22 protein-coding genes are annotated in these 18887 nt (G+C 62.6%); 11 read left to right on the top strand and 11 right to left on the bottom strand.

Annotated features, from left to right (window positions below):
• From yidC to VGO04_RS09030, 4 genes are all read left to right on the top strand, one after another.
• Positions 1 to 770: membrane protein insertase YidC (gene yidC / locus VGO04_RS09045; protein WP_327495613.1), on the top strand; the 770-nt coding region annotated here is incomplete at its 5' end.
• A gap of 153 nt (positions 771 to 923) precedes the next feature.
• A complete protein-coding gene (locus VGO04_RS09040) occupies positions 924 to 1856 on the top strand; it encodes a DMT family transporter (RefSeq protein WP_327495612.1) in 933 nt (310 codons plus the stop codon).
• Between the two features lie 56 nt (positions 1857 to 1912).
• Complete coding sequence (yihA, locus tag VGO04_RS09035; protein WP_327495611.1) at positions 1913 to 2566, top strand: ribosome biogenesis GTP-binding protein YihA/YsxC; 654 nt, start codon at positions 1913 to 1915, stop codon at positions 2564 to 2566.
• Between the two features lie 110 nt (positions 2567 to 2676).
• Positions 2677 to 3216, top strand: a complete 540-nt coding sequence (locus VGO04_RS09030) for a DUF1269 domain-containing protein (RefSeq protein WP_327495610.1) — start codon at positions 2677 to 2679, stop codon at positions 3214 to 3216.
• A 47-nt stretch (positions 3217 to 3263) separates the two neighbouring features.
• On the opposite strand, the gene msrB is transcribed toward VGO04_RS09030, so the two are convergent.
• The 4 genes from msrB to VGO04_RS09010 all read right to left on the bottom strand — a co-directional run bounded on the left by msrB (position 3264) and on the right by VGO04_RS09010 (position 5982).
• Positions 3264 to 3764, bottom strand: coding sequence for a peptide-methionine (R)-S-oxide reductase MsrB (msrB, locus tag VGO04_RS09025; RefSeq protein WP_327495609.1), 501 nt, complete (start codon positions 3762 to 3764; stop codon positions 3264 to 3266).
• A gap of 241 nt (positions 3765 to 4005) precedes the next feature.
• A complete protein-coding gene (locus VGO04_RS09020) occupies positions 4006 to 4563 on the bottom strand; it encodes a fasciclin domain-containing protein (RefSeq protein WP_327495608.1) in 558 nt (185 codons plus the stop codon).
• A 160-nt stretch (positions 4564 to 4723) separates the two neighbouring features.
• Positions 4724 to 5446 (bottom strand): anti-sigma factor, encoded by a 723-nt coding sequence (locus VGO04_RS09015; protein WP_327495607.1) that lies wholly within the window; start codon positions 5444 to 5446, stop codon positions 4724 to 4726.
• Positions 5443 to 5982 carry a sigma-70 family RNA polymerase sigma factor gene (locus VGO04_RS09010; RefSeq protein ID WP_327495606.1) on the bottom strand — a complete coding sequence of 180 codons (540 nt, stop codon included), beginning with the start codon at positions 5980 to 5982 and terminating at the stop codon, positions 5443 to 5445. Before VGO04_RS09010 ends, VGO04_RS09015 begins: the two co-directional genes overlap by 4 nt.
• Positions 5983 to 6137: 155 nt before the next feature.
• Here VGO04_RS09010 and argB point away from each other — a divergent pair, with 155 nt between their 5' ends.
• Entirely contained in the window at positions 6138 to 7025 is an 888-nt protein-coding gene (gene argB, locus VGO04_RS09005; RefSeq protein WP_034797321.1) for an acetylglutamate kinase, read from the top strand.
• Between the two features lie 85 nt (positions 7026 to 7110).
• On the opposite strand, the gene VGO04_RS09000 is transcribed toward argB, so the two are convergent.
• The 4 genes from VGO04_RS09000 to VGO04_RS08985 form a co-directional block, all read right to left on the bottom strand.
• Positions 7111 to 7878, bottom strand: coding sequence for an isocitrate lyase/phosphoenolpyruvate mutase family protein (locus VGO04_RS09000; protein WP_327495605.1), 768 nt, complete (start codon positions 7876 to 7878; stop codon positions 7111 to 7113).
• The gene (locus VGO04_RS08995) at positions 7875 to 8954 is read right to left on the bottom strand and encodes a trifunctional transcriptional activator/DNA repair protein Ada/methylated-DNA--[protein]-cysteine S-methyltransferase (protein WP_327495604.1); all 1080 of its coding nucleotides are present in this window, start codon (positions 8952 to 8954) and stop codon (positions 7875 to 7877) included. Before VGO04_RS08995 ends, VGO04_RS09000 begins: the two co-directional genes overlap by 4 nt.
• Positions 8955 to 9028: 74 nt before the next feature.
• On the bottom strand, positions 9029 to 9943 hold the full coding sequence (locus tag VGO04_RS08990) for a DMT family transporter (protein WP_327495603.1): 915 nt from the start codon (positions 9941 to 9943) through the stop codon (positions 9029 to 9031).
• Positions 9944 to 10000: 57 nt separating this feature from the next.
• Complete coding sequence (locus tag VGO04_RS08985) at positions 10001 to 10792, bottom strand: sterol desaturase family protein (protein ID WP_327495602.1); 792 nt, start codon at positions 10790 to 10792, stop codon at positions 10001 to 10003.
• 158 nt (positions 10793 to 10950) lie between these two features.
• On the opposite strand from VGO04_RS08985, the gene VGO04_RS08980 reads away from it, so the two are divergent.
• Positions 10951 to 11664 (top strand): pyrimidine 5'-nucleotidase, encoded by a 714-nt coding sequence (locus VGO04_RS08980; protein WP_327495601.1) that lies wholly within the window; start codon positions 10951 to 10953, stop codon positions 11662 to 11664.
• A gap of 127 nt (positions 11665 to 11791) precedes the next feature.
• Complete coding sequence (locus VGO04_RS08975; protein WP_327495600.1) at positions 11792 to 12313, top strand: EF-hand domain-containing protein; 522 nt, start codon at positions 11792 to 11794, stop codon at positions 12311 to 12313.
• A 110-nt stretch (positions 12314 to 12423) separates the two neighbouring features.
• Here VGO04_RS08975 and VGO04_RS08970 read toward each other — a convergent pair whose 3' ends face one another.
• On the bottom strand, positions 12424 to 13323 hold the full coding sequence (locus VGO04_RS08970) for an LOG family protein (RefSeq protein WP_327495599.1): 900 nt from the start codon (positions 13321 to 13323) through the stop codon (positions 12424 to 12426).
• A gap of 366 nt (positions 13324 to 13689) precedes the next feature.
• On the opposite strand from VGO04_RS08970, the gene dapD reads away from it, so the two are divergent.
• The 3 genes from dapD (at position 13690) to VGO04_RS08955 (ending at position 17079) form a co-directional block, all read left to right on the top strand.
• Entirely contained in the window at positions 13690 to 14547 is an 858-nt protein-coding gene (gene dapD / locus VGO04_RS08965; protein WP_327495598.1) for a 2,3,4,5-tetrahydropyridine-2,6-dicarboxylate N-succinyltransferase, read from the top strand.
• 5 nt (positions 14548 to 14552) lie between these two features.
• Positions 14553 to 14936, top strand: a complete 384-nt coding sequence (locus tag VGO04_RS08960) for a DUF805 domain-containing protein (RefSeq protein WP_327495597.1) — start codon at positions 14553 to 14555, stop codon at positions 14934 to 14936.
• A 151-nt stretch (positions 14937 to 15087) separates the two neighbouring features.
• On the top strand, positions 15088 to 17079 hold the full coding sequence (locus VGO04_RS08955; protein WP_327495596.1) for a DEAD/DEAH box helicase: 1992 nt from the start codon (positions 15088 to 15090) through the stop codon (positions 17077 to 17079).
• A 91-nt stretch (positions 17080 to 17170) separates the two neighbouring features.
• On the opposite strand, the gene VGO04_RS08950 is transcribed toward VGO04_RS08955, so the two are convergent.
• Entirely contained in the window at positions 17171 to 17488 is a 318-nt protein-coding gene (locus VGO04_RS08950; protein ID WP_327495595.1) for a multidrug efflux SMR transporter, read from the bottom strand.
• A gap of 118 nt (positions 17489 to 17606) precedes the next feature.
• Between VGO04_RS08950 and VGO04_RS08945 the strand changes: the two genes are divergently transcribed.
• The gene (locus VGO04_RS08945) at positions 17607 to 17966 is read left to right on the top strand and encodes a helix-turn-helix domain-containing protein (protein WP_327495615.1); all 360 of its coding nucleotides are present in this window, start codon (positions 17607 to 17609) and stop codon (positions 17964 to 17966) included.
• A 3-nt stretch (positions 17967 to 17969) separates the two neighbouring features.
• Here the strand turns inward: VGO04_RS08945 and VGO04_RS08940 are convergent, their stop codons facing one another.
• A complete protein-coding gene (locus VGO04_RS08940) occupies positions 17970 to 18881 on the bottom strand; it encodes a LysR family transcriptional regulator (RefSeq protein WP_327495594.1) in 912 nt (303 codons plus the stop codon).
• Positions 18882 to 18887: the final 6 nt, after the last annotated feature.

Genomic DNA, 18887 nt, shown 5'->3' with positions numbered 1-18887 from the left:
CGATCCCCAATTTCGACAAGCTGATCGACTGGGGCTGGTTCTACTTCATCACCAAGCCGATGTTCAAAATGATGGATTTCTTCTTCCGTCTGTTCGGCAACTTCGGCATCGCGATCCTGATCACCACGATCGTCGTCAAGGGTCTCTTCTTCCCGCTCGCCAACAAGCAGTACGCGTCGATGGCGAACATGAAGAAGGTTCAACCGAAGATGGAGGAATTGAAGAAGAAGTTCGGCGACGACCGCATGGGCCTGCAGCAGGCGATGATGCAGCTCTACAAGGACGAGAAGATCAACCCGCTGGCCGGCTGCTGGCCGATCCTGATCCAGATCCCGGTATTCTTCGCGCTCTACAAGGTGATCTACATCACCATCGAGATGCGCCATGCGCCGTTCTTCGGCTGGATCCGCGACCTTTCGGCGCCCGATCCGACGACGATCGTCAACCTCTTCGGTCTCCTGCCCTTCGACGGCCCGACCTTCCTGCATCTCGGCGTCTGGCCGATCATCATGGGCATCACCATGTTCGTCCAGATGCGAATGAACCCGACGCCGCCGGACCCGACCCAGGCGATGCTGTTCACCTGGATGCCCGTCGTCTTCACCTTCATGCTGGCGTCCTTCCCGGCCGGCCTCGTGATCTACTGGGCCTGGAACAACACCCTTTCGGTGCTGCAGCAGTCGATCATCATGAAGCGCCAGGGCGTGAAGATCGAGCTCTTCGACAACCTGAAGGGCCTCTTCACGAAGAAGCCCAAGCCGGCGGAGTAACGCCGGCTGGCTGAAGCCACGCGAAGGCCCCGAACCGCAAGGTTTGGGGCCTTTTCTTTGACGGGCCGACATGCGACAGACGGCGGCGCGGATGCGAGCGTCGAAACGACCTGCCCCGCACTATTGTGCACCATCTTCCTGGCGAGCCGCATCATGACGCATCCATCCGCCTCCTCAGCGCCGCTTGCGACCAACGAAAAGCTTGGGGCCCTGCTCGTCTTCGGCTCGGCCTTCTTCTGGAGTTTCGGCGGCGCCATCGCGCGTTTCCTCGAAGTCCCCGACAGCTGGACGATCGTCTTCTGGCGCTGCCTGTTTGCCGGGCTGTTCCTGCTCGTCTTCATGCTCGTGCGTGACGGACCGCGCGGCACGGTGGCGCTGTTTAGAGGCATGGGCTGGCCGGGCGTTGCCGTCGGGCTCTGTTTCACCATCGCTTCGACCTCCTTCATCATCGCCATCTCCCATACGACGATCGCCAATGTCCTGTTGCTCGGCGCCGGCGTTCCGTTGTTTGCGGCCCTGATGAGCTGGATCTTCTTTCGCGAGCGTGTCTCGCGCTTCACCTGGGGGGCCATTGCGGCGGTGATCGTCGGCGTCGGGATCATGGTCTCGGAGAGCCTGACCGGCACAGTCTCGCCGGTCGGCGATGCGCTGGCGCTGCTTATCCCGGTGGTCTTTGCGCTTGCGACGGTGATTACCCGTCGCTACCCGCATGTGCGCATGACGCCGGCCACCTGCTTCGGCTGCTTTGCCGCCGCCGCGATCGCTGCAAGCCAGTCGTCTGACCTTGCGGTCACATCGGGCGAACTGGCGCTGCTCTTCGTCTTCGGTGCCTTCAATCTGGGGCTTGGCATGGCGCTGTTCGTCACCGGCGCCCGGCTGGTGCCGTCGGCGCTGGCGGCCCTGCTCGGCACGGCTGAAACCGTGCTCGGCCCGCTCTGGGTCGCCATCATCCATGGCGAAGTGCCGAGCGGCCGCACGATCATCGGCGGCACCTTCATCTTCCTGGCGCTGCTTGCCTATCTCTATAACGAGTTCCGACGCCAGCAGACGGCCCCCGGAAGGCCCCTGCGCACACCGACGCCTTGACATCCACGGCCAAAACCTTGAAGCCATGGGCTTTCTCGATGAAGGACCGACCGCTGATGGCCGAAACCAGAAACAAAGACGACAAGCCGCTGTTCGGCCGGCCGTGGATCTTCATTCGCGGCGTTCCCTCCATGGAGTTCCTGCCGCCCGAAGGACCGGCCGAGATCGCCTTTGCCGGCCGCTCCAATGTCGGCAAGTCGTCGCTGATCAACGCGCTGGTCGGCCACAAGGGACTGGCGAGAACCTCCAACACGCCGGGACGCACACAGGAACTCAATTACTTCGTTCCCGATGGTTTCTCCGGCGCTGCCGACGACCTGCCGCCGATGGCGCTCGTCGACATGCCCGGTTACGGCTATGCTCAGGCCCCGAAGGAACAGGTCGACGCCTGGACGAAGCTGGTGTTCGATTATCTGCGCGGCCGCTCGACGCTGAAGCGCGTCTACGTGCTGATCGACAGCCGCCACGGCCTCAAGAAGAATGACGAGGACGTGCTGAACCTGCTCGACAAGGCGGCCGTTTCCTATCAGATCGTTCTGACCAAGACCGACAAGATCAAGGCGGCAGGCGTGCCGCGCCTGGTTGCCGAAACGCTCGACAAGATCAAGAAGCGCCCCGCCGCATTCCCTGAGGTCCTTTCGACCTCGTCGGAAAAGGGCGAGGGTCTCGAGGCGTTGCGCGCTGCGATCGGCGTGGCGATCGAGCGGTGAAGGCCGCGCTTTCCGACAGTCTTTGATCTCTGTCACTACCCCGATATGCAAACTGCTCTATCTCTGCGTTGCGCCTCAAACTGCGGCGCGCTCAGAGACAGGAGAGAAACATGTCCGATTTGATCGTTGTCGGGTTCGACGCGCCCGATGAAGCCGACAAGGTCCTCGTCAAGCTCGCCGGCCTGAAGAAGGAATACCTGATCGACCTTGAGGACGCGGTGGTCGTCGTGCGCGACCCCGAAGGCAAGGTCCACCTGAAGCAGAGCCTCAATCTGACGGCGGTCGGCGCCACCTCGGGCCTGCTCTCCGGCTCGATCTGGGGCGGGCTGGTCGGCCTGCTGTTTCTCAATCCGCTTGCGGGCTTTGCGATCGGCGGCGCGCTCGGCGCAGGTGCTGGCGCTCTTTCCGGTTCGCTGACGGACTACGGCATCGATGACGAGTTCATCAAATCGCTCGGCAATACGATCCCGAACAATTCCTCCGCGCTGTTCATCCTGGTGCGCAAGGTGCAGCCTGAGAAGGTGCTTGCGGAGTTCCCCAACGTCCGCGGCCGCGTGCTGAAGACGTCGCTCTCGCCCGAACAGGAGCAAAAGCTGCAGGCAGCACTCTCCGGGGCCGCGACAGCGTCGCCGGCGGCCGGTTCTTTCTAGGTTTCGAGCAACAGGCTTCGCGCGCTGGAACGGCGCGCGAGGATACGTCAGCTGGACTTTGCCGCCGGCACGAAGGCGAGCGCCAGGCCATTGATGCAATGGCGCTTGCCGGTCGGCGGTGGTCCGTCGTCGAAGACATGGCCCAGATGGCCGCCGCAACGACTGCAATGGCATTCGGTGCGGGTCATGAACAGCGAATTGTCCTCCCGTGTCGCCACGGCGCCGGAGAGCGACTGCCAGAAGCTCGGCCAGCCCGTGCCGCTGTCATACTTCGCCTCAGAGGAATAAAGCGGCAGCGCGCAGCCGGCGCACTGGAAGACGCCCTTGCGCTTCTCGTGGTTGAGAGCGCTGGTAAAGGGTCGCTCAGTGTCTTCATGGCGCAGTATGCGATACTGGTCATCCGTCAGCAACGCCCGCCACTCGTCGTCTGTCTTGACGACTTCGAACGTCTCGGCTCCGGCCGCACGCGCAAGCGGGATAAGTCCTGGAAACGCTATCGCTGTCGCGATCGCGCTGCTTGCCATCAGGAAGACACGCCGGGTGATCATGCAACCCTCCCATTTCGCCTCAAGGCCACGTCAAAGCATAGTGGCTGGGCGCAAAGAAGCAAAACAAGGGCGATCAAAGCGCCGTGAGGCCACGCAAAAACGCCACCGGTCGGCAGGACCGGTGGCGAGGCGCCAAGGCGAGGGGGAACCGCCTCGGCGGTGGGTCGCGCGGCGCTGCGGTGCTGACGTGCAACCGGTCGCGTGCGCAGCATTTCGCGAAGCGACCCCGTTGCGAACCGCGTCAACCCTTGGGCAACAACACCTTGTCGATCACATGGATGACGCCGTTCGACTGCTTGACGTCGGCGATCGTCACCGTCGCGGTGCCGCCGGCCTCGTCCGTCAGCGTGATCTTGCCGCCGTCGTCCTTGGCTTTGAGAACGCAGCCGCCGACGGTCTTGACGTCATGTTCGCCGCCATCGTCCTTGACCATCTTGGCAATCGCCGAGGACATCGCGTCGGCGGCAACGACGTGGCAGGTCAGGATCTTGGTGAGCTTGTCCTTGTTTTCAGGCTTCAGAAGCGTATCCACCGTTCCGGCTGGCAGGGCGCTGAAGGCTTCGTTGGTCGGAGCGAAGACCGTGAACGGTCCCTTGCCCTCTAGCGTCTCGACAAGGCCGGCTGCCTTGACGGCCGCGACCAGCGTGGTGTGATCCTTCGAATTGACGGCGTTCTCGATGATGTTTTTCTTCGCGTACATCGGCGCGCCGCCGACCATCGGGTTTTCGGCATGGGCGACAAATGCGCTTGCCGCAAAAAGGGACGCGGTTGCAAACAAGCGGATAGCGGACGTGAACATCTTTCTCTTCCTTCCTGTTAAGGGAGGCGACGCTTGTTCCGCGCCGCCGAAGCTGCCGATCCCATTGTGGGAACAAAACAAGCAACGGAGGGGCGAGAGAAAGAGTTTCAGGAATAGTTACAAAAACTTATCCTATTGATAAGATGAGACATTTCTGCTGCTAGTGGCTACGAGCCTTGCCGAGCGCGATGATGGGCCCGGTGGCAGATCCAGTCGGCGATCCGCCCAACGGCTCGACACTGACGGCCAGAACCGAGCCTGCCGAAATTCTCGACTGGAAGGCTGACGGGACGGCAATCTCGCCCTCGCCGGATTGCGGCAGGACGCCAAGCGAGATCGCCGGATTGCTGCCATTGATGAGCCAGAGTTCCAGCGATTTCTGCTCGGCCTGCCGTGCTGCGACCGGCGTCACCTTCAACCGCCCGGATGCCCGGTCGAATTGGGCGACCAGATCAATGGCGCTGCCCTTGCCAGCCAGTTCCGCGACGAGCGAGGTTCCCGTCGACGGCACCTTGAACAGGCCAGCCATCGAGGCGCCCATGACCGCAACTGCGGCGAGCGACACCAGCGCCAGGCCACGCCAGACCGCCAGGGAATTCCAGAGCCCGCGGCGCGAGGGCGCCGGCTCGAGTTGCGCCGTCTCGAAAAGCCGCCGTTCGATCGCCGTGAAGGTTCTGGGTGGCGGCACCACCAGGTCATAGGTGTCGTCGAAAGAAGACAGGTTGCTCTGCCAGCGGTCGACCATGGCCGCAAAATTGCGATCGGAGGCAAGTCGAGCCTCGACCTTGCGGCGGTCGTCGGCAGACAGAACGCCAAGCACGTACTCTCCGGCGATGACCTCATCGCGGCGAAAGTCTCTTCCCTCTGGCGTTGGTGCTGTCATCGCTCCATACACTCTCGTAACTTCAGGAGGCTGCGCCTCAACCAAGTCCGCATCGTGTTCAGCGGCACGGCGAAATTATCCGCCAACTCCTGATAACTCAGCCCCTCGACATAGGCACGCCGCACCGCCTCCGCGCGGTCCTTCTCAAGCTCCTCCATGCAGGCGTCGATCCGCCTGCCCTCTGCCTTCACGACTGCCGATTTTTCCGGATCGGCAGCAGGATCAGCCAAATCGTAGGCTTCGTCAATCACGTTGGCGGCCGGTTTGCGCGCTCTGATGAGATCAATCGCCTGATTGCGCGCAATTGCCGCCAGCCAGGACATTGCCGCGGCCTGCCCTTGCGAGAAACGACCGGCACGCTGCCAGATCTTGACGTAGATTTCCTGCAGCGCTTCTTCCGCTTCGCCCCGATTTCCAAGAATACGCAGGCAGATGCCGAAAAGTTTCGGGCTCGTCTGCCGGTAGAGCTCGGCAAAGGCTTCGCGATCGCCGAGCGAAACGCGGCCAAGCAGCCCGGCAATATCTTCGTCGATCATTCGGCACGCGCCCCAGAACCTCGTCCGCTCTAGAGATAGGGCGCAGATCACATTGTGCCAGCCGTATCGTCATTCGGCCTTTATGTTGCTCTCCCATCATTCCATCGATCCGGAACTTGCGCTAAACAGCAGCCGGTATTTTTCGAGGGTCCGCCATGTCCGCCAATGAAAGTGAAATCCAGGCACGCCTGCTTACCCAGGCCCTGCCCTACATGCAGCGCTACGAGAACAAGACGATCGTCGTCAAATATGGCGGCCACGCCATGGGCAACAGCGAGCTTGGTCGCGCCTTTGCGAGCGACATCGCGCTTTTGAAGCAGTCGGGCGTCAACCCGATCGTCGTGCATGGCGGCGGCCCGCAGATCGGCGCGATGCTGACGAAAATGGGCATCGAATCGAAGTTCGAGGGCGGCCTGCGCGTCACCGACGAGAAGACCGTCGAAATCGTCGAAATGGTGCTCGCCGGCTCGATCAACAAGGAGATCGTCGCGCTCATCAACCAGACGGGCGAATGGGCGATCGGCCTTTGCGGCAAGGACGGCAACATGGTCTTCGCCGAAAAGGCGCGGAAGACCGTCAAGGATCCCGATAGCAATATCGAGCGCGTGCTCGATCTCGGCTTCGTCGGCGAAGTGGTGGAAGTCGACCGCACGCTGATCGACCTGCTCGCCCGTTCGGAAATGATCCCGGTGATCGCGCCGGTCGCACCCGGTCGCGACGGCCACACATACAACATCAACGCCGACACCTTCGCCGGCGCCATCGCCGGTGCGCTCAACGCCACGCGCCTTCTGTTCCTGACGGACGTTCCGGGCGTGCTCGACAAGCAGGGCAACCTGATCAAGGAACTCTCGGTGTCCCAGGCGCGCGCGCTGATCGCCGACGGCACGATTTCCGGCGGCATGATCCCGAAGGTCGAGACCTGCATCGACGCCATCAAGGCGGGCGTCCAGGGCGTCGTCATCCTCAACGGCAAGACCGCCCACTCGGTGCTGCTCGAAATCTTTACCGAGCGCGGCGCCGGTACTCTGATCGTTCCCTGATCATCCGGACTGCCTCACATCGACAAGAAAGAAGCGGGAGAAGGTTTCGGCCTTCTCCCGCTTTCGTTTGGGAACAGATGCCCGATCAGGCGCTGTAGACCGCCGTCGCTGCTGCCTTCAATTTCTCCATCATCGCGCGATAGGGCCCCGGACCGTAGCTGATGCGGGAAACGCCAGCTGAGGCAAGCGCCTTCAAGTCCGGCGCGGCCGGCCGCATCATGACGTTGACCGGCAGGCTTGAGGCGGCGCAGACCTTGGCGATCAGCGCCTCGTCCACCAGCCACGGCACGAAGAAGCCGCTGGCGCCCGCTTCGGCAAATGCCTTGCCGCGCGCGATCGCCTCGTCGACCAGGCCGGCATGCCGCGTCTCGTCGCTCTCCTGCAGGAAGAGATCGGTGCGGGCGTTGATGAACAGCGGTATGCCCCGCAGATCGGCCATGTCGCGGATCGCGCGGATGCGCGCCGCCTGCTTTTCGACCGCGTGCACGCCACCCTTGCCGACCACCTGATCCTCGAAATTGATGCCGATCGCCCCGGCGTCGAGGATCCGTGAAACATTGGCCGCACCCGTTGCCGGATCGTCGGAATAGGCGCCTTCGAAGTCGACGCTGACGGGCAGCTCCGTCGAAGAAACGATCAGACGGGCGATATCGGCAAGCCACGCCATCGGCACCTTCTCGCCATCGCCGAAGCCATGGGCAGCCGCCACCGACCAGCTTCCGGTGGCAAGCGCCTTGGCGCCAGCCTCGGTCACCGCCTTGGCGCTGCCGGCATCCCAGATGTTGTAGAGCACCACCGGATCGCCCTTTTTATGCAGGGCGGCAAAGGCGAGCGCCTTTTCCTTCTGGTTCATTGCGTTTCCTCCACGAACGGGCTGACAGGTTTCGCTTTCGCCTCGTGCCGCAACAGCCATTGTTTCCGCCAGAGCCCACCGCCGTAACCCGTGAGCGAACCGTCCGCGCCAAGGCAACGGTGGCAGGGGATGACGATAGCGATCCGGTTGGACCCGTTGGCATGGGCCACGGCGCGCGCGGACTGGATCGTAGCGACCTCGCGGGCAATGTCACCATAGGACCGCGTGCCACCGGCGGGAATTTTCACGAGCCTCTCCCAGACGTTGCGCTCGAAAGGCGTCCCGCCGGGCGCAAGCGGCGTCTGGAATGCGCCCATATCGCCTGCGAAATAGGCCTTCAACTCGCCCTCGATCCTGTCGATCGGCGCCGTCCTGCCGGGGACAATCGCCGAGCGCGTCGATCGCTTCAGCGCCGCGAGTTCCGTCGGTAACGCCTTGCGATCGTGGAACTCAAGCAGATGCAGATGTGTGGCGTCGCCGATCGCAACCATGGGGCCGATCGGCGTCTCGAGCCAATCGAAGGAGAGCAGCGCCCGCCCCGAAGCGGCGGCCGGCGCGTCGCCAAGCAATCGCTGGAAGGCGGCACGAAAGCCGCTCGGCGATTCGTAACCGGCTTCGAGCTGGGCGTCGATCACGCGCCCTCCGTCGGCAAGCTGTCGGGCAGCAAGCCCCAGGCGGCGATACCGCGCCAGATCGAGAAAGGTGATGCCGAGATTGCGTTTGAACGCGCGCCGGACAGTCGACGGATCGAGCCCGCGGCGCACGATATCTTCCTCGCTCCAGCGCCTCTCAGGCGCTGCTTCCAGCGCCTGCAACAGCTCGGTGACGAGCGGATCCTTTGCACCGAACGTCGCGAGCGGCCGGCAGCGCTGGCAGGGACGGAACCCCGTCTCCAGGCAGGTGCCGATCGAGCCCACGAAGATCGTATTCTCTCGTTTGGGCTTGCGGGCGGGACAGGACAGGCGGCAGAAGACGCCTGTCGTCTTGACACAGACGAAGGCTGAACCTTCGTACTCGGTGCTTCGCGCCATCAAGGCGTCGTAGAGCGTTTCATCGGAAGGAAGATCGAACAACATGGCGTGGTTCTACCACGACCACAGTTCGAGGAGACGCCGGTTTTCGGGCGTCTATTTTTTTGAGGTCAGCACGTTCAGATCAGCACGAGCATCACGACGCCGAGCACGATCAGCAGGCAGCCCACAAGCTCCAGCCGGTTGATCCACTCGCGGAAGATGAAGAAGGACGAGGCGAAGGTGAAGAGCATCTCCACCTGGGCGACGACCTTGACGACGGCGGCCTGCTGCAGCGTCATCGCCATGAACCAGCCGAAGGAGGCGGACGCCCCGACGAAGCCGACGACGAAGGCCGGCTTCCAGGCGGCCGCGATGCGCGGAAGCTCGTCGCGCTCGCGCAGCATGATCCAGATGAGCATGACCACGGTCTGCAGCAGAATGACGAAGCCGAGCGTGTAGCTCGCCTGCATGACGTAGTCAGGTGCTGGCAGGCTTGGCGCCAGCGCCAGCGAGGCGGAGCGGTAGGAAACGGCGGAGAGGCCGAAGAACGTGCCCGAGAGCAGGCCGATGCCGGCGGTGCGGCTGAAGACCGACGTCAGCAGCGTGCGTGCGCTCAAGGTCGTGCGCGCAACTGAGATCAGCATCACGCCCACGACCGAGATGGCGATCGCAACCAGCGTGCCCTGGCTTGCCTTCTCGCCAAGGAAAATCAGCCCGAACACCGCCGCCTGCGCCGGCTCGGTGCGCGAATAGGCGGTGCCGACCGCAAAGTTGCGGAACGAGAAAAGGTGGACGAGCAGGAAGGTCGCGGCGATCTGGGCAAGGCCGCCAATGACGGCCCAGAGGAAGAAGGTGCCATTCGGAACCGGAAGCGGACGACCCGCCACCTGCCAGAGCAGGAACAGGTAAAGAAAAGCGAACGGCAGGCCGAAGCCGAAGCGCACGAAGGTCGCGCCCGTCGTGCCCATGACGCCTTTCAGGTGTTTCTGCATTGCGGAGCGGACATTCTGAAGGAAGGCCGCAGCGACAGTGATAAGGACCCATGTTTCCATGGTTGCGAGCTAGCACGCGGCTCGCGGCATTGCCAAGGCCCTGTAGGCCATGGCGCGTCAGTCCGCTTTCTCCTGAGCTTCGGCGAATTCAAGCGACGGGCTGATCGTGATGCGCGGCGCTTCGTCCTCGAACGTCTTCACCCGTTCATCGTAGTTCGGCGCCAGCGTCCCGAGCACACGATCCCAGAAGGAGAAGTAATTGGCATAGTTATACCTGAAGCTCTGGTGATGCTGGTCGTGGAACGTCGTGCACAAAAGCGGTGACGGAGAACGCGCCGTCGACGTGGCGAAGTACTCGAAGCCGCAATGCCCGATCATGCCGTTGAAATGCTCGAACAGCCTGTGGCAGATAAGGATCGCCGGCGGGAACGGTACGACGAAAACAACGACCGCCGAGAAGCTCTGCAGCAGGAAATTGTCGAAGACGTCTTCGGAATAAGTGGCCCAGATCGTCGGCGCGACGCTCCTGTGATGCAGGGCGTGCAACGGATAGAGCCATTTGGTGTGCAGCAGCCGATGCATGAAATAGAACCAGGCATCGTAGAGGATCATGCTGAGCAAGAAGAGCGGCAATGCCCACCACCAGCTGAAATCCCAGGGGGCCGGCGCCCAGCCCTTCTGCTGAGCATACATGCCGATCGTCAGCGGCAGGCAGGCGCTGAACATCGATGCCAGGCTCTGGCGGATTTCCGCCTTGCGTCGCTTGTCGGTTCCGCGCCCTTTCTGGATCTTTCGCTCGGGGTTGCGCTCGTTGAGCCATGTGATGCCATAACCAACGGCAAAATAGGTCACGACGGTGAACGCGTAGAATCCGAACAGAAACACGAGATAGAACACTTCGTTCGACATTGGCATCCGCATCCCCGAGCCAAGAACTGTGCGAGGCGGAAGATGCCATGCGCTACCGGCAATTCAAAGCGCTAATCTATGCGTAAGCATTGCGCACTCACGCGCCGCGTCCTTATTTTCTCGTTTGCGGCCATCGATCCCCGTGTCATAAGGCGGTCATGAAAAAGCTCGATCGCCTGCCGACCCGTTCCGAATTCGCCCATGTCACCGACTGGGTCTTCGACCTCGACAACACGCTTTATCCGCACCACGTCAACCTGTTTGCGCAAATCGACCGCAACATGACGGCCTACGTGGCGAAGCTTCTGTCGCTGGACCCGGCCGACGCCAAGAAGCTGCAGAAAGACTATTACCGCGACCACGGAACGACGCTCAAAGGCCTGATGATCCACCACGGCGTCGATCCGAACGACTTCCTCGAGCATGCGCATGCGATCGACTATTCGATCGTTCCGGCCGACCCGGACCTTGGCGAAGCGATCCGCTCCTTGCCGGGCCGCAAATTCATCTTCACCAATGGCAGCGTTGCGCATGCGCAGATGACGGCGCGGGCGCTCGGCATTCTCGACCATTTCGACGACATCTTCGACATTGTCGCTGCCGATTTCGTACCGAAGCCGGCGGGCGAAACCTATGACAAGTTCATGAGCCTGCATCGGGTCGATACCCGCAACGCCGTCATGTTCGAGGACCTGCCGCGCAATCTGCTGGTGCCGAAGGCGCTCGGCATGAAGACGGTGCTCCTGGTGCCGCAGAACCTCGAATACACATTCGCGGAGTCCTGGGAAAAGTCCAACGACACCGACGAGCAGATCGACTATGTGACGGAAGACCTCACCGGGTTTCTCCGCAACGTCATTTCCGATCTCTGACGGACACAATTTGGCCGGCAAAAAACCTCTTTCCGGCCAATGACTTAAATTACCAAAGTTTAACTGGTGCCACGTGTTTCAGCGTCTATCCTTTCGCTCAGGGACAACCCGATCGAAAGGAAGCATGATGCCGAACAAGATCCTGATCCTTAGCGTGACCGCGCTCTCGGTCGCCGTCACCGGAATGGCCGGCCCGTCTTTTGCCGCGCGCGACAAGCTGACGCCCGAGCAGCGGGGCGCGCGCATGATTGAGCGGCTCGACGCCGACAAGGACCAGAAGGTTTCGCTCACAGAGTTCCAGGCGCGGATCTCCGACAACTTCAAAACCTTCGACACCAATGGCGACGGCCAGATCAGCACCGAAGAGATGAAGGTGAAACGCGAAGCGTTTCGCGAGGCGCGCAAGGCCTGGAAGGATGCCAAGGACAAGGCAGGGCCAGAGCGCGAGACCGCCCTTGCCAAGCTGAAGGAAGCTCGTCCCGCGATGCTGCCCGGCCTCAGGCCCAAGGCCTTCAAGCGCATCGACACCGATGGCAACGGCTCGCTCAGCACGAGCGAAGTTTCAAGCGCTGCGGAAGCCATGTTTAAGCGGCGCGACAAGAACGGTGACGGCGTCATCGACGCGGCCGACTTCACCAAAAAGATCTGACGGGGGCTCTTCTCTCTCTCCCCACCGCCCGGTGGAGAGGCTCCTGTCTAGCCCATAGCCCCTTGCTCCCCCCAGCGAGGGGCTATGTGCCTTCCAGAACGCCGGTCGGCTCAGCGACGGCCGTTGGCCATCGGCACCGACTTCGGATCGACGGTCTCGTAGAACTTCGAAATGATCTCCCAGGCCTCGTCAGCGGTTTCGACGAAATGGAAGAGATCGACATCGTTCGGCGCGATGGTGCCGAACTCGGCAAGGGCGTCGAAATTGATGATCGAGCGCCAGAACTTTTCGCCGAAGAGAATGAGCGGAACCAGTGCCAGACGTCCCGTCTGCATCAGCGTCATCGTTTCGAAGAGTTCGTCGAGCGTACCGAAGCCGCCCGGAAACACCGTGACCGCCTTGGCGCGCAAGAGGAAATGCATCTTGCGGATGGCGAAGTAGTGGAAATTGAACGACAGCTCCGGCGTCACGAAACGGTTCGGCGCCTGCTCATGCGGCAGCACGATGTTGAGACCGATCGACGGTGCGCCGACATCATCGGCACCGCGGTTACCCGCCTCCATCACGCCCGGGCCGCCACCGGTGACGACGACATATTCCTTGTGGCCGAGCTTGGCCGAATGCTCGGAGCAGAGCCGCGCAAACTTGCGCGCTTCTTCGTAGTAGACCGATGCCGCCTCAAGGTTCTTACGCTGCGTCTCGTTCTTCGCCGCCCAGGCGTCACCGCCGGGCTCGGGGATGCGGGCGCCGCCGAACATCACCACGGTCGAGTTTATGCCGCGCTCTTCGAGCATCATTTCGGTTTTCAGGAGTTCGAGCTGCAGCCGGATCGGGCGCAGTTCCTCGCGGCAGAGAAAATCGTCGTCGATGTAGGCGAGACGATAGGATGGCGAGGCCGATTGCGGCGTGAGCGGAACGGTCTGTGCGCGTTGCCGGCTCTGCGAGCTGTCGGCCAATGGATCCCAGACCCCGTCCTTGCGGCGTAGCGCGCGCTTCTTCATACGTGCCATCGTGTCGTCTTCCCGTCGCGTTCCGGACAATCGGCATCTCGTCCAGACGCGTCCTATCCTCAATTCTCGATCATGAAGGTCGCAAGCGCACCAGAGCGCTACCGCAGCCTTTAGCGCATCCAAAACGGGTACGCGGCGCTGTAGTGCCGCAGTCGCCCCGCTTTGCCAAGCCCCGGCTACCGAAGGGACCTGAAAAGCCCTTCAACTTTTCAGGATCGTATTCTGCAGCGAAGCGTCCTCAAGGACATGTCAAGGTCGCTGCAGCAGCTAGATCTGCCGCATAATTTTGTCCTTAAATCGATTCCGATTTTCGGAATTATGCAGTAGAGCTTTCGCAGGATAACCGCCGAACTTTAAGGAATTCCGATGACGAACCACGACCTCGCCTCCCTGTCGCAGACGATCGAGACCGCCTTCGACGAACGCGATTCCGTCAACACCGGAACACGCGGTGCAGTGCGCGATGCCGTCGAGACGGCATTGAACCTGCTCGACAGCGGCAAGGTGCGTGTCGCCCAACGCGGCGAAGACGGTGTGTGGACGGTCAATCAATGGCTGAAGAAGGCCGTGCTCCTGTCCTTCCGTCTCAACCCGATGGAAATCGTCAAGGGTGGCCCGGGCCAGTCGGTCTGGTGGGACAAGGTACCGTCGAAGTTCGACGGCTGGAGCGTCAACGAGTTCGAAAAGGCCGGCTTCCGCGCCGTTCCGAACTGCGTCGTGCGTCGCTCGGCCTATATCGCTCCCAACGCGATCCTGATGCCTTCCTTCGTCAACCTCGGCGCCTATGTCGGCGAAGGCACCATGGTCGACACCTGGGCGACCGTCGGCTCCTGCGCCCAGATCGGCAAGAACGTGCACCTGTCTGGCGGCGTCGGCATCGGCGGCGTGCTGGAGCCGATGCAGGCCGGCCCGACGATCATCGAGGACAATTGCTTCATCGGTGCGCGCTCGGAAGTCGTCGAAGGCTGCATCGTGCGTGAAGGCTCGGTGCTTGGCATGGGCGTCTTCATCGGCAAGTCGACCAAGATCGTCGATCGTGCCACCGGCGAAGTGACCTATGGCGAAGTGCCGCCTTACTCGGTCGTTGTTGCCGGCTCGATGCCCTCGGGCTCGACCATGGGCAACGGCCAGCCGGCGCCGCACCTTTATTGCGCCGTCATCGTCAAGCGCGTCGATGAGAAGACCCGCTCGAAGACCGGCATCAACGAACTGCTTCGGGACTGATCTCGATGACACCGGAGGGGCCGCAGCCGAGCATGATCTGGCTGTTCTTCAGCCCCTCCGGTCGCATCGGCCGTCTGCCCTTCTTTCTCTCCTGGCTGTTCTGGTTCCTGATCGGCGGCTTCATGGTCACGAGAATGGTCGCCAACGAGGGCGACCAGACAATGCTGGCGCTCTGGACGCTGGCCTTCGTCGTCTCGAGCCTCGTGTCCCTGCCCTCGATCGCCATGCTCGCGATCAAGCGCCTGCACGACATCGGCTACCCCGGCCCGCTCTCGCTCTGCCTGTTCATTCCCGTCTTGAGCCCGATCGTCTTCCTCGCCCTCTGCCTCTGGTCGGGCACGCCCGGACCAAACGAATTCGGCGCGCACAGCGACGAACCGGGCCCTTGAGCGCTCGGGTGAGCGCTCGGGCCTGTACATTGACCGCCCAAACGCGTATGTAGCGCGCGATGAACAGGCCCGCGACGTGTTGGCCGCGGCAATTGCCGCCGAGACGATCCGATCGTCTTGGGCATGACGACCGAAATCCGAAAGACAAGATATGACTGAATTCGAAGGGATCGCGCCTGCGATCGCCGAGGCGTTGGCAAAACGCGGTTACAACGAATTGACGCCGGTGCAAAAGGCGATGCGCGACCCGGAACTCGCCGAGCGCGACGCGCTGGTGTCGGCGCAAACCGGCTCCGGCAAGACCGTCGCCTTCGGCCTGGCCCTGGCGCCGACCCTGCTTGGCGACGAGCGCCGCTTCGGTCCCGCCGGCGCACCGCTGGCGCTCGCGATCGCGCCGACGCGCGAACTGGCGCTGCAGGTCAAGCGCGAGCTTGAGTGGCTCTATGGCGAGACCGGCGCAACCATCGCCTCCTGCGTCGGCGGCATGGACATGCGCACCGAGAAGCGCGCGCTTGAGCGCGGCGCCCATATCGTCGTCGGCACGCCCGGCCGTCTCTGCGACCACATCCGTCGCAACTCGCTCGATATCTCCTCGCTGCGCGCCATCGTGCTCGACGAGGCCGACGAGATGCTCGACCTCGGCTTCCGCGAAGACCTCGAATTCATTCTGGAAGAATCCCCGGAAGACCGCCGCACGCTGATGTTTTCGGCCACCGTGCCGAAGTCGATCGCCACGCTTGCCAAGAACTACCAGCGCGACGCCGTGCGCATCAGCACCGCGTCCGAGCAGAAGCAGCATGTCGACATCGAATACCGCGCACTGACGGTTGCTCCGAACGATCGCGAAAACGCGATCATCAACGTGCTGCGCTACTACGAAGCTCGAAATGCCATCGTCTTCTGTTCGACGCGTGCTGCCGTCAACCATCTGACCGCCCGCTTCAACAATCGCGGCTTCTCGGTCGTGGCGCTTTCGGGCGAACTGAGCCAGAACGAGCGCACCCATGCGCTGCAGGCCATGCGCGACGGCCGCGCCCGTGTCTGCATCGCGACCGACGTTGCTGCCCGCGGCATCGACCTGCCGGGCCTGGAACTCGTCATTCACGCCGATCTGCCGACCAACTCCGAGACGCTGCTGCATCGCAGCGGCCGTACCGGACGTGCCGGCCAGAAGGGCGTCAGTGCCCTGATCGTACCCGTCAACCAGCGCCGCAAGGCCGAGCGCCTGCTCGACGGCGGCCGGATCACCGCGACCTGGGCGCGGCCTCCGTCGGCCGACGACGTCAGCCAGCGTGACGACGAGCGCCTGCTTGCCGACACCAGCTTTGCAGAGCCGATCCGCGAAGACGAACAGGCGATCGTTGCTGCCCTTCTCGAGCGCCACGGCGCCGAGCAGATGGCCGCCGCATTCGTGCGCCAGTTCCGTTCGGGCCGCTCGGCGCCGGAAGACCTGATCGAGGTTGCCGTTGGCGCCAAACCGCGCCGCGACGAACGCGCACCGCGCGATGACCGTGCACCGCGCGAAGACTTCGGCGCGGAGCGGGCCGATTTCAGCGACGGCAGCTGGTTCTCGCTTTCGGTCGGCCGCAAGCAGAGCGCCGAGCCGCGCTGGCTGATCCCGATGCTCTGCCGTCACGGCAAGCTGACCAAGCGCGACATCGGCGCCATCCGCATGCAGCAGGAAGAAACCTTCGTCGAGATGACTGCCGAGGGGGCCGAACGGTTCCTGTCGGCGATCGGCAAGGACAAGATGCTGGAAAAGGGTATCCGCGTGAAGCCGCTCGCCGGCGCGCCGGATCTTTCGCAGCAGCGCCAGGAAAAGCCTGGCTATTCCAAGGACAAGCCGAACTTCTCCAAGGATAAGCCGGGGTTCTCCAAGGACAAGCCGGCCTTTGCGAAGAAGCGCCCCTATTCCGATGATGCCGTGCGCAGCGACGACCGCGGCGACTTCAAGCCGAAGCGCAAGTTCGACAAGAAGCCCGGCTACTCTGAGGGGCCGGCCTATACCGAGGATCGTCCACCGGCAAAGGCTGCCGACAAGCCCTGGAGCAACAAGAAGAAGGGCAAGCCGGACGCAGGCAAAGACGGCGGCTTCAAGCCCAAGACCAAGCCGAAGGGCAACGCCAAGAACCGCCAGGGCTAAGCCGACACGGGCAGAGTTCACAGACAATCAAAAAGCGCCGCGATCCAATCGCGGCGCTTTTTTCATGAGCAGGATTGCGGGCGATACGGTCTCAAGCTTCCAGGAAGCGAAGACCCGCGACAGCAACGATGATCATCGCAATGCAGGCGACCCGCATGAAGGAAACCGGGTCGCCGAAGAGCACGATGCCGAGCACCGTGATGCCGACCGACCCGATGCCGGTCCAGGCGGCATAAGCGGTGCCGGCCGGCAGGTCGCGCATCGCGATCGTCAGCAGGTAGACGCTACCGAGTGCAGCCGCGATGCCGATCACGCTCGGCACCAATTTTGTCCAGCCCTCGGCATATTTCAGCGCCAACCCCATGATGATCTCCACCAGGCTCGCCGCTATCAGAATGATCCATGCCATGTTCGTCTCCATTGGATTTCTCACATGTGGATCAATCTGGTAGGGTGGGCACCGAAGAGCAATTACGCACCTTTTGGTAACTATGAAAAATCCGGATAGCCCCTCGCCACCGACCTCTGTGCCCGATGTGTTTGACCCGACCTGCTCGTCGCGTCATGCGCTGGAACTGATCGCCGGAAAATGGCCGATGCTGATCATCTCGGCGCTCGAAGAAGGGCCGATGCGCAACGCCGCGCTGATGCGCCGTCTCGGTGATGTCTCGCAAAAGATGCTGACGCAGACGCTGAAGGAACTGGAGCGAAACGGCCTCGTGATCCGAAAGGATATGCAAACCGTGCCGCCGCATGTGGAATACAGCCTGAGCCCAGTAGGCAGCTCGCTCAGCGAAACCCTGCTGGTGCTCGACCGTTGGGCCGAGACGCACTTCGGCGCGCTCGACGCCGCACGCGAGCGTTACGACGCCGGGCGCAGCAAATGAAGCTCAGGCAACGTCCAGCTGCGACTGGGCGACGACCTTGACGACCCAGTCGGCAAAGACGCGCAGACGGCTGCTCAAATGCCGGTTCGGCGGATAGACCAGGTAGATCGGCATCGCTTCGACCTCCCAGTCCTCGAGAACGGGCCGCATCGCGCCGGACAGGAGATCGTCGCGCACCATGAAGCGCGGCGCCTGGATGACGCCGAGGCCGGCGCGCGCAGCGGCGAGATAGGTGGTCGATTCATTGGCTGCCACGGCATAGCGGCCGTTCACCTCGATCTCCTCGTTGCCACGCTTGAAGTAGAACGGCATCTGCTGCCCTGTCTGCGGTCGGAAATATCCGACGACATAGCAGTTTTTCGAAAGGTCCGAGGGGTGCTGCGGCGTCGCGTGGCGGGAGAGGTAGTCGGGTGCCGCACAGGCGACGAAGCTCATCTCGGTGATGCGGCGCGCAATCAGCGACTGGTCCGTCAGTGCGCCGACGCGTATCGCGCAATCGACGTTCTCGGCCACATAGTCGACCGTGCGGTCGGAAACGCCGAGATCGATCTGGATGTCGGGGTAACGCTTGTGAAACTCCGGCAGCGCCGGGATGACGATCAGGTTGGCGATTGCACTTGCCATCTCCACGCGCAGCCGCCCCTTCGGCAGCGTTTGGGCGCTCGACAGGCTGCCGTCGAGCTCATCGAGGTCGGTCAGAAGCCGGGCCGCGCGCTCGTAGTAGAGCGCACCATCGGGCGTCACCAGCACCCGGCGGGTGGTGCGGTTCAAAAGCTTGGTGCGCAGATGCGCCTCCAACCCTTGGATGAGATTGGTCAGCGTCGCCTTGGGCATATTCAGCGAAGCGGAAGCGCGGGTGAAATTTCCGGTTTCGACGACCCGGAGGAACGCGCGCATGGCCGTGAGCTGGTCCATTTTCAA

It is taken from the genome of Ensifer sp. (assembly GCF_035999185.1).
In the GTDB taxonomy this organism is placed as follows: Bacteria; Pseudomonadota; Alphaproteobacteria; order Rhizobiales; family Rhizobiaceae; genus Ensifer.
Note: the sequence above shows the minus strand (reverse complement) of the source record. Positions and strands in the feature narration are given on the sequence as shown.

What these genes read in the sequence shown, in the direction of transcription:
- VGO04_RS08985 (WP_327495602.1), bottom strand. Translation starts at nt 10,792, where the DNA reads ATGTCGAACGAAGTGTTCTATCTCGTGTTTCTGTTCGGATTCTACGCG.
- VGO04_RS08960 (WP_327495597.1), top strand. Translation starts at nt 14,553, where the DNA reads ATGACACCGGAGGGGCCGCAGCCGAGCATGATCTGGCTGTTCTTCAGC.
- VGO04_RS09020 (WP_327495608.1), bottom strand. Translation starts at nt 4,563, where the DNA reads ATGTTCACGTCCGCTATCCGCTTGTTTGCAACCGCGTCCCTTTTTGCG.
- VGO04_RS08975 (WP_327495600.1), top strand. Translation starts at nt 11,792, where the DNA reads ATGCCGAACAAGATCCTGATCCTTAGCGTGACCGCGCTCTCGGTCGCC.
- VGO04_RS09000 (WP_327495605.1), bottom strand. Translation starts at nt 7,878, where the DNA reads ATGAACCAGAAGGAAAAGGCGCTCGCCTTTGCCGCCCTGCATAAAAAG.
- yihA (WP_327495611.1), top strand. Translation starts at nt 1,913, where the DNA reads ATGGCCGAAACCAGAAACAAAGACGACAAGCCGCTGTTCGGCCGGCCG.
- VGO04_RS08970 (WP_327495599.1), bottom strand. Translation starts at nt 13,323, where the DNA reads ATGGCACGTATGAAGAAGCGCGCGCTACGCCGCAAGGACGGGGTCTGG.
- VGO04_RS08995 (WP_327495604.1), bottom strand. Translation starts at nt 8,954, where the DNA reads ATGTTGTTCGATCTTCCTTCCGATGAAACGCTCTACGACGCCTTGATG.
- VGO04_RS09010 (WP_327495606.1), bottom strand. Translation starts at nt 5,982, where the DNA reads ATGATCGACGAAGATATTGCCGGGCTGCTTGGCCGCGTTTCGCTCGGC.
- VGO04_RS08940 (WP_327495594.1), bottom strand. Translation starts at nt 18,881, where the DNA reads ATGGACCAGCTCACGGCCATGCGCGCGTTCCTCCGGGTCGTCGAAACC.
- VGO04_RS08950 (WP_327495595.1), bottom strand. Translation starts at nt 17,488, where the DNA reads ATGGCATGGATCATTCTGATAGCGGCGAGCCTGGTGGAGATCATCATG.
- VGO04_RS09040 (WP_327495612.1), top strand. Translation starts at nt 924, where the DNA reads ATGACGCATCCATCCGCCTCCTCAGCGCCGCTTGCGACCAACGAAAAG.
- msrB (WP_327495609.1), bottom strand. Translation starts at nt 3,764, where the DNA reads ATGATCACCCGGCGTGTCTTCCTGATGGCAAGCAGCGCGATCGCGACA.
- VGO04_RS09015 (WP_327495607.1), bottom strand. Translation starts at nt 5,446, where the DNA reads ATGACAGCACCAACGCCAGAGGGAAGAGACTTTCGCCGCGATGAGGTC.
- VGO04_RS08990 (WP_327495603.1), bottom strand. Translation starts at nt 9,943, where the DNA reads ATGGAAACATGGGTCCTTATCACTGTCGCTGCGGCCTTCCTTCAGAAT.
- VGO04_RS09030 (WP_327495610.1), top strand. Translation starts at nt 2,677, where the DNA reads ATGTCCGATTTGATCGTTGTCGGGTTCGACGCGCCCGATGAAGCCGAC.
- dapD (WP_327495598.1), top strand. Translation starts at nt 13,690, where the DNA reads ATGACGAACCACGACCTCGCCTCCCTGTCGCAGACGATCGAGACCGCC.
- VGO04_RS08980 (WP_327495601.1), top strand. Translation starts at nt 10,951, where the DNA reads ATGAAAAAGCTCGATCGCCTGCCGACCCGTTCCGAATTCGCCCATGTC.
- VGO04_RS08955 (WP_327495596.1), top strand. Translation starts at nt 15,088, where the DNA reads ATGACTGAATTCGAAGGGATCGCGCCTGCGATCGCCGAGGCGTTGGCA.
- argB (WP_034797321.1), top strand. Translation starts at nt 6,138, where the DNA reads ATGTCCGCCAATGAAAGTGAAATCCAGGCACGCCTGCTTACCCAGGCC.